The sequence below is a fragment of the Paracoccus sp. SCN 68-21 genome, assembly GCF_001724535.1.
GTDB classification, from domain to species: Bacteria; Pseudomonadota; Alphaproteobacteria; order Rhodobacterales; family Rhodobacteraceae; genus Paracoccus; species Paracoccus hibiscisoli.
This window is the reverse complement of record NZ_MEES01000006.1, coordinates 39,634-53,200: the sequence shown is the minus strand read 5'-3', so window position 1 is coordinate 53,200 and position 13,567 is coordinate 39,634. Positions and strand designations below refer to the sequence as shown.

The window sequence follows — 13,567 nt, the reverse complement described above, 5'->3', positions numbered from 1 at the left end:
ACCCCTTACTCCGGCGTCCGGGTCATCTGCTGGCGATAGGTTTCGGGCGTGCGCCCGGTGGCCGCCACGAAGATCCGCGTGAAATGGCCATGGCTGGCATAGCCCAGATCCTGGGCGATGCGCGGCGTGGGCCGGTCGGTATGGCGCAGCAGTTCGGCGGCGCGTTCCAGACGCTGTTCATGCACCAGATCAATCGCGCGGCGGCCGCGCGCCTGAAGGCAGGCGCGGTCCAGCTGGGTCAGCGTGGTGCCCAGATCCTGCGCCAGATCGGCCAGGGTGCGGTCGGACCCGATCTCGCTGGCGGACAGCGCCAGGAACCTGTCGACCAGCGGCCTGTCGGCCAGCGCCGCGCCCGCAGGGGTGCGGCTGTCGCGCTCTGGGTCCAGCCGCGACAGGCGCAGCGACAGCACGTTCAGATAACAGTCCAGCGCCTTGCGGTCGGGGCTGCGCGCGGCCTCCTCGACGAGGGCCTGCAGGGTGGCGGCCAGGACCGCCGCGCCCTGACCGATGCAGCCCGCCGTGACGCTGCGGGGCAGGGGGGGATCAACCTCGGCCACCAGTTCGGGAGAGATCAGCAGCACATGCCCCTCTGCCCCGGCACGGGGGCGGGCGGCAAAGGCCGTGCCCGAGGGGATGAATCGCACGTCGCCCGGCTCCAGGATGGTGCCGCTGCGCGGGAAATCCAGCCGCATCCGCCCGCCGGTCACCCAGATCAGCGTGTGGTCGGGGCGGGTGCGGGGCTGGGCGGGCGGGGTCGCGCTGCCCCAGGTGAAGGCGCCGATGGGCAACAGACGCAGGCTGGCGCGACGCGGCGCGGTGCGGCGCGAGGCCGGCGTCACGCGCACGGTCAGCGCGTCGGGCACCACGATGCGCCCATAGGACAGCGCCGCCGGGGTGATGCGCGGCAGCGTCGCGCCCTTGTCGCAGATGGACGCGGCGGTCACATCCACGTCACCGCCCTGTCCGCGCACCGCCCGGCCAAGCGGGCCGAGGCGCGTCGGAGAGAACGGAACCCCCCCCTTCCAGCCAGAGCGTTCCCAGAGAGACATATTCCCCGCCTGTCCTGAGCCGGCCGCATCGACCGGCAGCTTATGGGCGGATTATTGCCCATCCCGGTTGAAACTCAATGAATCATCTGCGGGTTTCGCACAATCATGACGCGATCGGCCCGGCGTTGCCCGCCTGCCACAGATGCCAGTCGCGCATCCGGCCCCGAAACCAGATCCGCTGCGACTTTGCATATTGCCGGGACGCGATGATGGCCCGTTCGGTGGCCTCCTGCAGGGTCAGCGCGCCGTGCAGATGCGCCATCAGTTCCGGCGCGCCGATGGCCCGCGCCCATTGCGCGGTGGGCGCCCAATACGGCTGCATGGCGCGCGCCTCGTCCAGGGCGCCCTGCTCCAGCATGGCGTGGAATCGCCGGGCGATGCGATCGGCCAGCCAGTCGCGGTCGCTGGTGATCACGATGCGCTGGCAGGTGTCGGGCGGCATCAGGGGCGGCGGGGTGTCGGCCTGCCAGGCGGCGATGCCGCGCCCGGTGGCGGCCAGAACCTCCCACGCGCGCTGGACGCGGGCGGGGTTGCGCAGGTCGATCTGCGCGGCGCTCTGCGAGTCCAGTTCCGCGATCAGACCGGCCAGGCCGCCGGGTTCGGACAGCCGCGCATCGGCCTGGGCCCGCAGGGCGGGCGGCGTCGCGGGGATCTGCGCCAGCCCCCGCGTCAGCGCGGTCAGGTAAAGGCCCGTGCCCCCCACCACGATCAGCCGCCCCCGCAGCCCGGCCACCTGACGCAGCCAGTCGCCCACCGAATAGGCAGCCCCCGGCGCGACATGACCGTACAGCGCGTGGGGCGCCAGCGCCTCATCAGTCGCGGAGGGGCGCGCGGTCAGCACCCGCCAGCAGGACCAGACCTGCAGCGCATCGGCATTCACGACCGTGCCGCCCTGGGCCTGGGCCACCGCCAGCGCCAGCGCCGATTTGCCGCTGGCGGTCGGCCCCGCGATCACAAGATGGCGGGTGGCGTCGATCTGTGTCAGGTCAGGGTCACGCATGGGCCATCCGGCAGTTGATCCGGCCGCCCTTTTGCGACATTTAACGGCGCGATGAAAGCGACCGGCGACAGGAGCCCCCCAATGACAACCGAGACCCCCAGGCAATATGGCCGCGTGATGCTGAAGATCTCGGGCGAGGCGCTGATGGGCGACCAGGGCTATGGCCTGCACCCGCCCACCGTCGCCCGCATCGCCAGCGAGGTCGAGGCCGTGCAGGCCATGGGCGTCGAGGTCTGCATGGTCATCGGCGGCGGCAACATCTTTCGCGGGCTGCAGGGCAGCGCGCAGGGGATGGAGCGCACCACCGCCGACTATATGGGCATGCTGGCGACCGTCATGAACGCGCTGGCGATGCAGTCGTCGCTGGAGGCGCGCGGCCTGCATTGCCGCGTGATCAGCGCGATCCGCATGGACGAGGTCTGCGAGCCCTATATCCGCCGCCGTGCCATCCGCCACCTGGAGAAGAAGCGGATCGTGATCTTTGCGGCCGGCACAGGAAACCCCTATTTCACCACCGACACCGCAGCCACCCTGCGCGCCTCCGAGATGAACTGCGAGGTGATCTTCAAGGGCACCAAGGTCGATGGCGTCTATGACAAGGACCCCAACAAGTTCCCCGACGCCAAGCGCTATGAGACGGTCACCTATGACGAGGCGCTGCAGAAGCATCTGGGCGTGATGGACGCATCCGCCATTGCCCTGGCGCGTGACAATAAGCTGCCGATCATCGTGTTCTCGCTGGACGCGCCGGGCGGGTTCCGCTCGATCCTGGAAGGCCGGGGGATCTCGACCCGTGTCCACAACTGACGCGACTTTGCGCGGGCGCGTGGATCGGCTGATCCACGGACCCCGCGCGCAGATGGTGATCACCGGGGTGATCCTGTTCAACGCCATGATCCTGGGGTTGGAGACGTCGCCTGCGATCATGGCCAGCGCCGGGCCGCTGATCCTGGCGCTGGATGCGGCCTGCCTGTCGATCTTCGTGATCGAGATCGCGATGAAGCTCTATGCCCGCAGGCTGCGCTTTTTCCGCGACGGCTGGAACGTGTTCGATTTCTTGATCGTGGGCATCGCGCTGATGCCGGCCACCCAGGGGCTGTCGGTGCTGCGCGCGCTGCGCATCCTGCGGCTCTTGCGCATCGTGTCGGTCACCCCCCGCCTGCGCCGCGTGGTCGAGGGGTTTCTGTCCGCGCTGCCTGGCATGGCGTCGGTGTTCCTGCTGATGGGAATCATCTTCTACATCTTCGCCGTCATGGCGACCAAGCTGTTCGGGACGACCTTTCCCGAATGGTTCGGGGACATGGGCAATTCCGCCTATTCGCTGTTCCAGATCATGACGCTGGAAAGCTGGTCGATGGGCATCGTGCGCCCGGTGATGGATGTCTATCCGCAGGCCTGGCTGTTCTTTGTGCCCTTCATCCTGATGACGACCTTCGCGGTGATGAACCTGGTCGTCGGTCTGATCGTGAATTCGATGCAGGAGGCCCATCAGGAGGAGGAGAACGCCGCGACCGAGGCCTATCGCGACGAGGTGCTGGCGCGCCTGACCGCGATCGAGGAACGGATGCGACGCGACGGGGGTTCGGGCGATGCGCACTGATGGTGGGTCGCTGCCGGACCCTTGGGCAAAGGCTTTGCCAATCTGCGGCATTGTGGTTACAAGCGAAAAAAATTCCAAAGCAGAGGCAGTCCGACATGGCTGAGGACATCGACATCGATATCGACGATCTGGAGCGGCGCATGAAGGGCGCCATTGACAGTCTGCGCGGCGAATTCGCCAGCCTGCGCACCGGGCGGGCCTCGGCCTCGATGATCGACCCGGTCCAGGTCGAGGCCTATGGCCAGATGACGCCGATCAACCAGCTGGGCACCGTCAACGTCCCCGAGCCGCGGATGGTCACGATCAACATCTGGGACAAGGGCATGGTCAACAAGGTCGAAAAGGCCCTGCGCGAAAGCGGCCTGGGCATCAACCCGCAGACCAACGGCACCATCATCATGCTGCCCATCCCCGAGCTGAACGAGGAACGCCGCCGCGAGCTGACCAAGGTCGCCGCCCAATATGCCGAGAGCGCCCGCGTCTCGATGCGCAACGTGCGTCGCGACGGCATGGACCAGGTCAAGAAGGCCAAGGCCGCCGGCATGCCCGAGGACGACCAGAAGCTCTACGAGACCGAGATCCAGTCCCTGACCGACCGCATGATCGCGGTGGTCGACGAGGCGCTGACGGCCAAGCAGGCCGAAATCATGCAGGTCTGAGCGGATCATGGCCTGGCCCAGAGGCGCAGCGACCACGGCCGTGGCAGAGGGGACGACGACACGTCCCCGCCATGTCGCCGTCATCATGGACGGCAACGGCCGATGGGCCACCGAACGCGGCTGGCCGCGCCTGGTCGGCCACCGGCGCGGCGCCGAACGCGTCAAGCAGATCGTCCGCGCCTGCCCTGATCTGGGGGTGGACTGGCTGACCATCTATGCCTTCTCGACCGAGAACTGGAAGCGGTCGACCGAGGAGGTCCTGGGTCTGATGAAGATCTTTCGCCGCTACATCCAGCGCGAGGCCGAGGAGATGTCGGGCGAGGGGGTGCGCATGCGCTTCATCGGCGAACGCTCGCGCCTGGACCGCAAGCTGCAGGAGCTGATGGCCTCGATCGAGGCGCGGACGGCGGGCAACACCCGGCTGAACCTGACGGTGGCGATCAACTATGGCGGCCGCGATGAGCTGGTGCGCGCCTCGACCCGGCTGGCCGAGCGCATCGCGCGGGGCGAGGTCACGTCCCCCTCCGAGGCCGATCTGGCCGATTGCATGGACACCGCCGGTCATCCCGATCCCGATCTGGTGATCCGCACCTCCGGTGAGACGCGGACATCGAACTTCCTGCCTTGGCAGGCGGCCTATTCGGAATACGAATTCACGCCGACGCTGTGGCCCGATTTCACGCCCGACCATCTGGCGACGATCCTGGACCGGTTCGGCCTGCGCGACCGGCGCTTTGGCGGCGCATGAGGGCGGCACCGATCACCGGGGGCGGCAAATGGGGTGACCTGTCGCGCCGCGTGGCCTCGACGCTGGTGCTGCTGGCCATCGGGGTGCTGCTGGCCGTGGCGCAGGGTCCCTGGCTGAGGCTGGGCATGGCGATCATCACCGCCATCACCTTCTGGGAGCTGGCGGCAATGACCGGCTGGAAGAACCCGGCCCGCCACGTCACCCTGTTCGGACGCTCTCGCCCTATCGCGCTGGCCGCGATCGCGGGCGTGGCGCAGGCGGTGGCGCTGACCGGGCTGCCCTGGGCCTGGCTGGCGCTGTCGCTGCCGCTGCTGCTGGGCCTGCCGGGGGCGGCGCGGCGCGACCGGGCGACCTATGCGATCTTTGGCGCGGCGATCCTGCTGGTCGCCTATGAGCTGGTGCTGTTCCGCGAAAGCTTTGGCCTGAACTTTGTGCTGTGGCTGATGGGGGTCATCATCATCTCGGACACGGCGGGCTATTTCTTTGGCCGCATCCTGGGCGGGCCGAAATTCTGGGCCGCGCTCAGCCCCAAGAAGACCTGGTCGGGCACCATTGCGGGCTGGATCGGGGCGTGCCTCTTCGGCGCGATCCTCTGGGCCACGGACCGGGGGGATGCCACGCTGATCTGGGTGTCGCCGCTGGTCTGTTTCGCGGGCCAGATGGGCGACATCGCCGAAAGCTGGCTGAAGCGGCGGGCCGGGGTCAAGGACAGCTCGAACCTGATTCCGGGTCATGGCGGCTTCATGGATCGTTTTGACGCAGTGACGGGCGCGGTGCTGGCCACCATGCTGATCGGATTCGTGACCAGCCTGCCCGTGGTGAACTGAGACATGCGACGCATTTCCATTTTCGGCGCGACCGGATCGGTCGGGGCCAATGGCGTCGATCTGATCCGCCGCGCGCCGGGTGACTATCACGTTGTGGCCCTGACCGGCGGGCGCAACATCGCCCGTCTGGCGCAGATGGCCCGCGAATTGCGTGCCGAGATCGCCGTCACGGCCCATGACGATCTGCTGGACGATCTGCGCGCGGCGCTGGCGGGCAGCGGGGTCGCGGCCGCCGCCGGAGAGGCCGCCCTGCTGGATGCCGCGGCCCGTCCCGCCGACTGGATCCTGTCGGCCATCGTGGGTGCTGCGGGTCTGGCGCCGGGCCTGACCGCGCTGGCGCAGGGGGGGGTTCTGGCACTGGCCAACAAGGAATCGCTGGTCTGCGCAGGCGCGCTGCTGCGCGACACGGGCGCGCGGTCGGGGGCCACGATCCTGCCGGTGGACAGCGAGCATTCCGCGATCTTTCAGGCGCTTGGTGCGGATAACCTCGACAGCGTCAAGGATGTGACCATCACCGCCTCGGGCGGCGCCTTTCGCGACTGGCCGCTGGAGCGGCTGGCGGCGGCGACGGTGGCCGAGGCCTCGACCCATCCGAACTGGGCGATGGGCCAGCGCATCACCATCGACAGCGCGTCGATGTTCAACAAGGCGATGGAGGTGATCGAGGCCAAGGAGTTCTTTGGCCTGGACGCCGCCCGCATCAAGGTTCTGGTCCATCCGGAATCGATCATTCACGCCATGGTCACACATCACGACGGCGGCAGCATCGCGCATCTTGGCGCGCCCGATATGCGCCACGCCATCGGCTATGCGCTGCACTGGCCCGAACGCCGTCCGCTGCCGGTCGCGGCGCTGGATCTGGCGGCGCTTGGCAGCCTGACCTTTCGCGCCCCCGATGAGGTCCGCTGGCCCGCCCTGCGCCTGGCGCGCGAGGTGATGGCCGCGGGCGGGGCCGCAGGCGCGGTCTTCAACGCCGCCAAGGAACAGGCGCTGGACGATTTCATCGCGGGCCGCATCCGATTCACCGAGATGGCCCCGCGCGTCGAGGCCACGTTGGAGGCGCTCTCCGCCGAGCCGGGCTTTGCCCGGGACCCCCAAGACCTGCCCGCCGTCCTGCACTGGGATGGCCTGGCCCGAAGAAAGGCCGCCCGATGATGGACCTGATTGCCCAGACCGCAGGCACGCTGTGGACGCTGCTGGCCTTTGTCACCGCGCTGGCGGTGATCGTGACCGTGCATGAATACGGCCACTACATCGTGGGCCGCTGGTCGGGCATCCGGGCCGAGGTGTTCAGTGTCGGCTTTGGCCCGCGCCTGTTCGCGCGCCGCGACCGGCGCGGTACGGTCTGGCAGGTGGCGGCGGTGCCGCTTGGCGGATACGTCCGCTTTATGGGCGACGACAACGTGGCCAGCGCAGGGCCGGGACGCGCTGTCGATCCGGCGCTGCGGCGGCAGACGCTGCAGGGGGCGCCGCTGTGGGCACGGTTCGCCACGCTGCTGGCCGGGCCGGTGTTCAATTTCGTGCTGTCGATCCTGGTCTTTGCGGGCTTTGCCGTGGTCCAGGGCCTGCCGGTCGATGAGGTCCGCGTGGGCGCCATCAGCGAGGCCCCGCCCGAGATCCGGAACGAGCTGCAGCCCGGCGACCGCATCGTGGCGCTTGGCGGGCAGCCCGTCGCCACCTGGCGCGACATCGGCGCCCTGACCCCCGACCTGCCGGTGGCAGCCCAGCAGGACTGGCGCGTCGAACGCGACGGCCGGACCCTGACCGTGACCGGCCCCGACCCGATGCCCGCGCGCATCGGCGGCGTGGCGCCGCGCAGCGCGGCGGCGGCGGCGGGCATGCGCGCGGGCGATGTCGTCCTGGCCATCGACGGAGAGCCCGTCACCCGCTTTACCCAGATGCGCGAGGCGGTCGAGGCCGCCCAGGGCGCGCCCCTGGCGCTGAGCCTGTGGCGCCCCGGCGTGGGTGACGTCGCCGTCACCCTGACGCCCAAGCTGTCCGACCTGCCCGCCCAGGGCGGCGGGTTCGAGCAGCGCTGGCTGATCGGCGTCACGGGGGGCGAAAGCTTCTTCACCCCCCAGACCCGCAGCGCCGGGCCGCTGGAGGCGCTGTCCCTGGGCGCGGGCCAGACCTGGGGCATCATCACCTCGTCCCTGACGGGGATGTGGGCGATGATCTCGGGGCAGATCGGCACCTGCAACCTGGGCGGCGCGATCAGCATCGCCGAAAGCACGGGGCAGGCGGCCAGCGCGGGGGGCGCGAACTTCCTGTGGTGGATCGCGGTCCTGTCGGCGGCCATCGGGTTTTTGAACCTGCTGCCGATCCCGGTGCTGGATGGCGGGCATCTGATGTTTTACACCTATGAGGCCCTGCGCGGGCGTCCGCCGTCGGACAAGGCGCTGAACCTTCTGACCGCGATCGGCATGGCCGCCGTGCTGTCCCTGATGATTTTCGGCCTGACCAACGATCTTTTCTGCCCCTGACGTGCATGCGCTTTTGACAGCCCGGCCCTGTTGGGGCTACAGACCATAGGCAAAACGACAGCCCGAACCGGGCGCGTGCAGGCGGACACAAGAGGGGCCATCATGGAACGGAAACTGGGCAAGGGCGCGTTGGCGCTGGTGACGTCGCTGGCAATCGCCGTGCCCGCAGGGATGATCCCGCAGCCTGCCGCCGCCGTGGTCTTCAGCAGCATCCAGGTTCAGGGCAACCAGCAGATCGAGACGGGGGCCGTGCTGTCCACGCTGGCCCTGCCGCAGGGTCAGGATGTCAGCCCCGGCCAGATCAACGACGCGCTGCAGCGGTTGCAGAATTCCGGCCTGTTCGAGACGGTCGAGCTGGTCCCGCAGGGCGGCACCCTGATCGTGCGGGTCGCCGAATATCCGATCGTCAACCAGATCACGTTCGAGGGCAACCGCCGCCTGAACGACGCCCGCCTGTCCGAGATCGTGCGCAGCCAGTCGCGCCGCGTCTATCAGCCCGCCCAGGCCATCCAGGACGCGCAGGCCATCGCCCAGACCTATGCCGCCGAAGGCCGCCTGGCCGCCCGCGTCGATCCGCGCATCATCCGCCGCAGCGGCAACCGCGTCGATCTGGTCTTCGAGATCCGCGAAGGCAACGTCACCGAGATCGAGCGCATCAGCTTTGTCGGCAACCGCGCGTTTTCGGACCGGCGTCTGCGCAACGTGCTGGAGACCAAGCAGGCGGGCCTCTTGCGCACCTTCATCCGCCGCGACACCTTCGCGCCCGAGCGCATCCCGCTGGATGAGCAGCTGCTGACCGATTTCTATCGCTCTCAGGGCTATGCTGATTTCCGGGTGCAGGGCGTGGCCCCCGAGATCGCGCGCGAACGCGACGCGTTCTTCATCACCTTCAACATCCAGGAGGGGCCGCGTTACCGGTTCGGGCGGGTCGATACCGTCTCGGAGATCCCCGGCCTGGATGCCAGCGCCTTCGCCGAACAGAGCCGCGTGCGGCGCGGATCGGTCTACAACCCCTCGGTCATCGACACGTCGATCCGGCGGATGGAGACTATCGCGATCCAGCAGGGCCTGAACTTCGTCAATATCGAGCCGCGCGTCACCCGCAATCCGCAGACCCAGACCCTGGACCTGACATTCGCCCTGACCCGCGGAGAGCGCATCTTTGTCGAGCGCATCGACATCGAGGGCAACACCACGACGCTGGACCAGGTGATCCGCCGCCAGTTCACCACCGTCGAGGGCGACCCCTTCAACCCGCGCGAGATCCGCAATTCCGCAGAACGCGTGCGCGCGCTGGGCTATTTCGCGGATGCGCAGGTCCAGACCCGCGAGGGCAGCAGCCCCGACCAGGTCATCGTCGGCGTCAATGTCGAGGAGCAGCCCACCGGGTCGCTGTCCCTGGGCGCCAGCTATGGCGTGAATTCCGGGGTGGGCTTCAACATCGGCCTGACCGAGCAGAACTTTCTTGGGCGCGGTCAGACGGTCGGGTTGCAGCTGTCCACCGCATCGGACGACCGGGCCGCGGCCATCAACTTTGTCGAGCCGTTCTTTCTGGGCCGCGACCTGCGATTCGGGTTCTCGGCGAACTATGTCGAGACCGAGGGCCTGAACTCGGACTATGACACCCGCCAGATCCGCATCCAGCCGTCGCTGGAATTCCCCATCTCGGACAATGCGCGGCTGGAGCTGCGTTATCGCCTGTCCGAGGACAAGCTGAGCAATGTCACCGAGGACAGCTCTCAGATCCTGATCGACGAGGAGGGGACGCGCCTGACCTCGTCGCTTGGGTACACCTACAACTGGGATTCGCGCCGCACCGGGCTGGACCCGCTGACCGCCTATCGGTTCCGCTTCTCGCAGGATTTCGCGGGCGCGGGGGGCGATACCAAGACCATCACCACCACCGCCCTGGCTGGCGTCGAAAGCACCGCCTGGCGCGACAGCGTGACCCTGCGGGCCGAGGTCGAGGCGGGCGCGATCTATTCCTATGGCGACTATTCGACCTGGATTCTGGACCGCTTCCGCACCGGCAACCGCATCCGCGGGTTCGAGCCGAACGGCCTGGGCCCCCGCGATCTGGCGGCTGACAATGAGGACGGCCTGGGCGGCAACTATTACTGGGCGGCCCGCGCCGAGGCGCAGTTCCCCATTGGCCTGCCCGAGGAATATGGCATCCAGGGCGGGTTGTTCGCGGATGTCGGATCGCTGTGGGGCCTGGACCGGGTCACATATCAGACGGCCGACCTGGGTCAGGTCACGATTGATGACGACATGTATGTCCGCGCCGCCGTGGGCGCGTCGATCTTCTGGACCACGCCGATCGGGCCGCTGCGGTTCAACTTTTCGCAGGCGCTGCGCAAGGAAGACTATGACCGAGAGCAGAATTTCGACCTGACGATCCAGACGAACTTCTGATGCGGGGCTTGGGGCTGATGGCGGGGCTGGCGTTTCTGGCGCTGCCCGCGCTGGCGCAGGAGCCGCTGGCGGACGAGGCGGTGCCACAGGTCCCGCCCATCGCCGCGCCCCCGGTCCTGCCCAATGCCACGCTGCCCGGCCCCGGAGAGATGGCCGACAGCGCGCCCATCCTGACGCTGGATCAGGACGTGCTGTATCTGACCTCGGCCTGGGGCCTTCGCGCGCAGGACCGGCTGGAGGCCGAGGGCGCGCTGATCGCCGAGGAAAACGACCGCCTGACCCAGCTTCTGTCCGCCGAGGAGGCGCGGTTGACCGAACAGCGTGCCACGCTGCCTGCCGACCGCTTCCGCCAGCTGGCCGAGAGCTTTGATCTGCGCGCCACCCGAATCCGCCGTGAACGCGCCGAGGCGGTGCAGAATCTGAATGCGTGGGCCGAGGCCGATCGCGCCGCATTCTTTCGCGCGGCCCTGCCGGTGATGGGCCAGATCATGCAGGACCGGGGCGCCGTCGCGGTGCTGGACCGGCGCACGATCTTTGTCTCGCTGGACGCCATCGACGTGACCGAACAGCTGGTCGCCGCCCTGAACGACCGCATCGGCGACGGAGAGGGCGTGATCCCGCTGCCTGTGCCGCCCGTATCGGAACCCGAACCCGCGCGCTGAGCGGTCAGGGCAGGCGCGCGATCCGCTCCAGCAGCAGGGCGAACAGCGCGTCGCGGTCGACGTCCTTGAGAAACAGCGCGTTGGGCGCGCGCCCCCTGACGCGCCACCAGTCGGCCACCGTCATGCCGGTGGTCCAGCGGCCCTCGGTCTCGATTTCGACGTTGATGTCGCGGCCCTGGAACAAGTCGGGCTGCAGCAGCCAGGCGATGGTGCAGGGGTCATGCAGGGGCGCGCCCAGGCTGCCGTATTTCGCCGTGTCGAAGCGTTCGAAGAAATCGGTCCAGCCTGCCACGGCGGGGCCGCAGCGGCCGGGCAGGGCGCGCATCGCCTCGACCCAGGCACGGTCGGTCAGCGCCTTGTGCGTCACATCCAGCGGCATCACCACCAGCGGCACGCCCGCGGCAAAGACCTCGGCCGCGGCCTCGGGATCGACATAGATGTTGAATTCCGCCGCCGGGGTGATGTTGCCCACCTCGAAATAGGCGCCGCCCATCAGCACGATCTGTTGCACGCGCCCGATGATGTCGGGGGCGCGGCGGAAGGCCTCGGCGATGTTGGTTAGCGGGCCGATAGGGACCAGCGTGACCGTGCCTGAAGCCTCGGCGCGCAGGGTGTCGATGATGAAATCGACGCCGTGGACCGGCTGCAGCGGCAGGGAGGGTTCGGGCAGGGCGATGCCGTCCAGCCCGGTCTTGCCATGGACATGTTCCGCCGTGACCAGATCGCGCGACAGCGGGCGGTCGCATCCGGCAAAGACCGGCACGTCGCATCCCGACAGTTCGACCACCTTGCGGGCATTCACCTGCGTCAGGGCCAGCGGCACGTTGCCCGCGACGGCCACGATGCCCAGCACCTCCAGCTCTGGAGAGGCCAGCGCCAGCAGGATCGCCACGGCATCATCCTGGCCGGGGTCGGTGTCGATGATGATCTTTTGCGGCATTCCGGCTTTCCCTCTGGTGGCCTCCGAACGCGGATTTTTGCGCCAGTACGAAAAAAGGCGCAAGCCCCGCTTGCGCCTTTTGTACTCGCATGTGGCGGCCAGGATCAGCCGTCGAAGTTGACCCGCTCGATCAGGTCCAGCGCCTGCGGGCGCAGGTCCGAGATCTCGGTCAGGGTCAGATCGTCCGGGGTGAAATCGCCCCAGCTGGCGACCAGCTCGGAGCGGTCGACGCCGTCCTTGACCGGGAATTCGTTGTTGGTCTCGGCATAGATGCGCTGTGCCTCGTCACCGACCAGGAACTCCATCAGCTGCAGGGCCGCGTCACGGTTGGGCGCCGAGGCGGTCATCGCCATGCCCGACACGTTCACATGCGTGCCACCATCCTCGAAGGTGGGGAACATGATGCGGACCGATTCGGCCCATTCCTGCTGTTCGGCATCCTTCAGCATCGCACCCATGTAATAGGTGTTGCCCAGGCTGATGTCGCATTCGCCGGCCCAGATCGACTTGACCTGATCACGGTCGCCGCCCTCGGGACGCTTGGCCAGGTTCGACTTGACGCCCTCCAGCCAGGCGACGGTCTCCTCCTCGCCGTGATGGGCCAGGAAGGCGGCGGTCAGCGCGACGTTGTAATCGTTGGTAAAGCTGCGGGTGCAGATGCGGCCCTGCCATTTCGGATCGGCCAGATCCTCATAGGTGGTGACCTCGCCATCGGCGACGCGGTCGTTATGGGCATAGACGATGCGGGCGCGGGTGGTCAGGGCGAACCACTGGTTCTCGTCGTCGCGCAGCGCGTCGGGGATGGCGTCGGTCAGGGCCTCGTCCTCGACGGCCTGCAGCACGCCCGCGTCCTTGACCTCACCCAGACGGGCGACGTCCACGGTCAGCACCAGATCGGCGGGCGAGCGCGCGCCCTCGGCCTGCAGACGCTCGACCATGCCCTTGTCGACAAAGGCCACGTTCACGGCAATCCCCGTTTCGGCGGTGAACGCGTCGATCAGCGGCTGGATCAGCTCGGGCTGGCGGTGGGAATAGACGTTCACCTCCTGGGCCAGGGCGGGCATCGCGGTGGCACCCAGCAGCGAGGCGAGGATCAGGGGACGCATGTTGACTCCTTTGGTCGGATTACAGGGGCGTTCTGCCAAGCCTGACTGAACCTGTCAAGCATTGCCGTGCATTGACGC

The 13,567-nt window shown here is 68.1% G+C and carries 13 protein-coding genes; 9 read left to right on the top strand and 4 right to left on the bottom strand.

Features of this window, described 5'->3' with window-relative positions:
• Positions 1-5: 5 nt before the first annotated feature.
• Complete coding sequence (locus tag ABS73_RS03415; RefSeq protein ID WP_277019850.1) at positions 6-1,049, bottom strand: helix-turn-helix domain-containing protein; 1,044 nt, start codon at positions 1,047-1,049, stop codon at positions 6-8.
• A gap of 103 nt (positions 1,050-1,152) precedes the next feature.
• Positions 1,153-2,049, bottom strand: a complete 897-nt coding sequence (miaA, locus tag ABS73_RS03410; protein WP_277019852.1) for a tRNA (adenosine(37)-N6)-dimethylallyltransferase MiaA — start codon at positions 2,047-2,049, stop codon at positions 1,153-1,155.
• Between the two features lie 81 nt (positions 2,050-2,130).
• Between miaA and pyrH the strand changes: the two genes are divergently transcribed.
• The 9 genes from pyrH to ABS73_RS03365 all read left to right on the top strand — a co-directional run bounded on the left by pyrH (position 2,131) and on the right by ABS73_RS03365 (position 11,443).
• Entirely contained in the window at positions 2,131-2,856 is a 726-nt protein-coding gene (gene pyrH, locus ABS73_RS03405) for a UMP kinase (RefSeq protein ID WP_277019853.1), read from the top strand.
• Between the two features lie 52 nt (positions 2,857-2,908).
• Positions 2,909-3,649, top strand: a complete 741-nt coding sequence (locus ABS73_RS03400) for an ion transporter (protein WP_277019936.1) — start codon at positions 2,909-2,911, stop codon at positions 3,647-3,649.
• A gap of 95 nt (positions 3,650-3,744) precedes the next feature.
• Positions 3,745-4,308 carry a ribosome recycling factor gene (gene frr / locus ABS73_RS03395; RefSeq protein WP_136856952.1) on the top strand — a complete coding sequence of 188 codons (564 nt, stop codon included), beginning with the start codon at positions 3,745-3,747 and terminating at the stop codon, positions 4,306-4,308.
• Between the two features lie 7 nt (positions 4,309-4,315).
• Positions 4,316-5,056: a polyprenyl diphosphate synthase gene (gene uppS / locus ABS73_RS03390; RefSeq protein ID WP_277019855.1), complete on the top strand. Its 741-nt coding sequence runs from the start codon at positions 4,316-4,318 to the stop codon at positions 5,054-5,056.
• Entirely contained in the window at positions 5,053-5,883 is an 831-nt protein-coding gene (locus ABS73_RS03385) for a phosphatidate cytidylyltransferase (protein ID WP_277019857.1), read from the top strand. Before uppS ends, ABS73_RS03385 begins: the two co-directional genes overlap by 4 nt.
• Before the next feature lie 3 nt (positions 5,884-5,886).
• A complete protein-coding gene (gene dxr / locus ABS73_RS03380) occupies positions 5,887-7,038 on the top strand; it encodes a 1-deoxy-D-xylulose-5-phosphate reductoisomerase (RefSeq protein ID WP_277019859.1) in 1,152 nt (383 codons plus the stop codon).
• Positions 7,035-8,366: an RIP metalloprotease RseP gene (gene rseP / locus ABS73_RS03375; protein WP_277019861.1), complete on the top strand. Its 1,332-nt coding sequence runs from the start codon at positions 7,035-7,037 to the stop codon at positions 8,364-8,366. The genes dxr and rseP overlap by 4 nt, the downstream gene beginning before the upstream one ends.
• 102 nt (positions 8,367-8,468) lie before the next feature.
• Positions 8,469-10,781 (top strand): outer membrane protein assembly factor BamA, encoded by a 2,313-nt coding sequence (gene bamA, locus ABS73_RS03370; RefSeq protein ID WP_277019863.1) that lies wholly within the window; start codon positions 8,469-8,471, stop codon positions 10,779-10,781.
• Positions 10,781-11,443 (top strand): OmpH/Skp family outer membrane protein, encoded by a 663-nt coding sequence (locus ABS73_RS03365; RefSeq protein WP_277019865.1) that lies wholly within the window; start codon positions 10,781-10,783, stop codon positions 11,441-11,443. The genes bamA and ABS73_RS03365 overlap by 1 nt, the downstream gene beginning before the upstream one ends.
• 4 nt (positions 11,444-11,447) lie before the next feature.
• On the opposite strand, the gene ABS73_RS03360 is transcribed toward ABS73_RS03365, so the two are convergent.
• Both ABS73_RS03360 and ABS73_RS03355 read right to left on the bottom strand, forming a co-directional pair.
• On the bottom strand, positions 11,448-12,383 hold the full coding sequence (locus ABS73_RS03360) for a nucleoside hydrolase (RefSeq protein WP_277019866.1): 936 nt from the start codon (positions 12,381-12,383) through the stop codon (positions 11,448-11,450).
• A 104-nt stretch (positions 12,384-12,487) separates the two neighbouring features.
• A complete protein-coding gene (locus tag ABS73_RS03355; protein WP_277019868.1) occupies positions 12,488-13,489 on the bottom strand; it encodes a Fe(3+) ABC transporter substrate-binding protein in 1,002 nt (333 codons plus the stop codon).
• Positions 13,490-13,567: the final 78 nt, after the last annotated feature.

What these genes read in the sequence shown, in the direction of transcription:
- ABS73_RS03415 (WP_277019850.1), bottom strand. Translation starts at nt 1,049, where the DNA reads ATGTCTCTCTGGGAACGCTCTGGCTGGAAGGGGGGGGTTCCGTTCTCT.
- miaA (WP_277019852.1), bottom strand. Translation starts at nt 2,049, where the DNA reads ATGCGTGACCCTGACCTGACACAGATCGACGCCACCCGCCATCTTGTG.
- pyrH (WP_277019853.1), top strand. Translation starts at nt 2,131, where the DNA reads ATGACAACCGAGACCCCCAGGCAATATGGCCGCGTGATGCTGAAGATC.
- ABS73_RS03400 (WP_277019936.1), top strand. Translation starts at nt 2,909, where the DNA reads ATGGTGATCACCGGGGTGATCCTGTTCAACGCCATGATCCTGGGGTTG.
- frr (WP_136856952.1), top strand. Translation starts at nt 3,745, where the DNA reads ATGGCTGAGGACATCGACATCGATATCGACGATCTGGAGCGGCGCATG.
- uppS (WP_277019855.1), top strand. Translation starts at nt 4,316, where the DNA reads ATGGCCTGGCCCAGAGGCGCAGCGACCACGGCCGTGGCAGAGGGGACG.
- ABS73_RS03385 (WP_277019857.1), top strand. Translation starts at nt 5,053, where the DNA reads ATGAGGGCGGCACCGATCACCGGGGGCGGCAAATGGGGTGACCTGTCG.
- dxr (WP_277019859.1), top strand. Translation starts at nt 5,887, where the DNA reads ATGCGACGCATTTCCATTTTCGGCGCGACCGGATCGGTCGGGGCCAAT.
- rseP (WP_277019861.1), top strand. Translation starts at nt 7,035, where the DNA reads ATGATGGACCTGATTGCCCAGACCGCAGGCACGCTGTGGACGCTGCTG.
- bamA (WP_277019863.1), top strand. Translation starts at nt 8,469, where the DNA reads ATGGAACGGAAACTGGGCAAGGGCGCGTTGGCGCTGGTGACGTCGCTG.
- ABS73_RS03365 (WP_277019865.1), top strand. Translation starts at nt 10,781, where the DNA reads ATGCGGGGCTTGGGGCTGATGGCGGGGCTGGCGTTTCTGGCGCTGCCC.
- ABS73_RS03360 (WP_277019866.1), bottom strand. Translation starts at nt 12,383, where the DNA reads ATGCCGCAAAAGATCATCATCGACACCGACCCCGGCCAGGATGATGCC.
- ABS73_RS03355 (WP_277019868.1), bottom strand. Translation starts at nt 13,489, where the DNA reads ATGCGTCCCCTGATCCTCGCCTCGCTGCTGGGTGCCACCGCGATGCCC.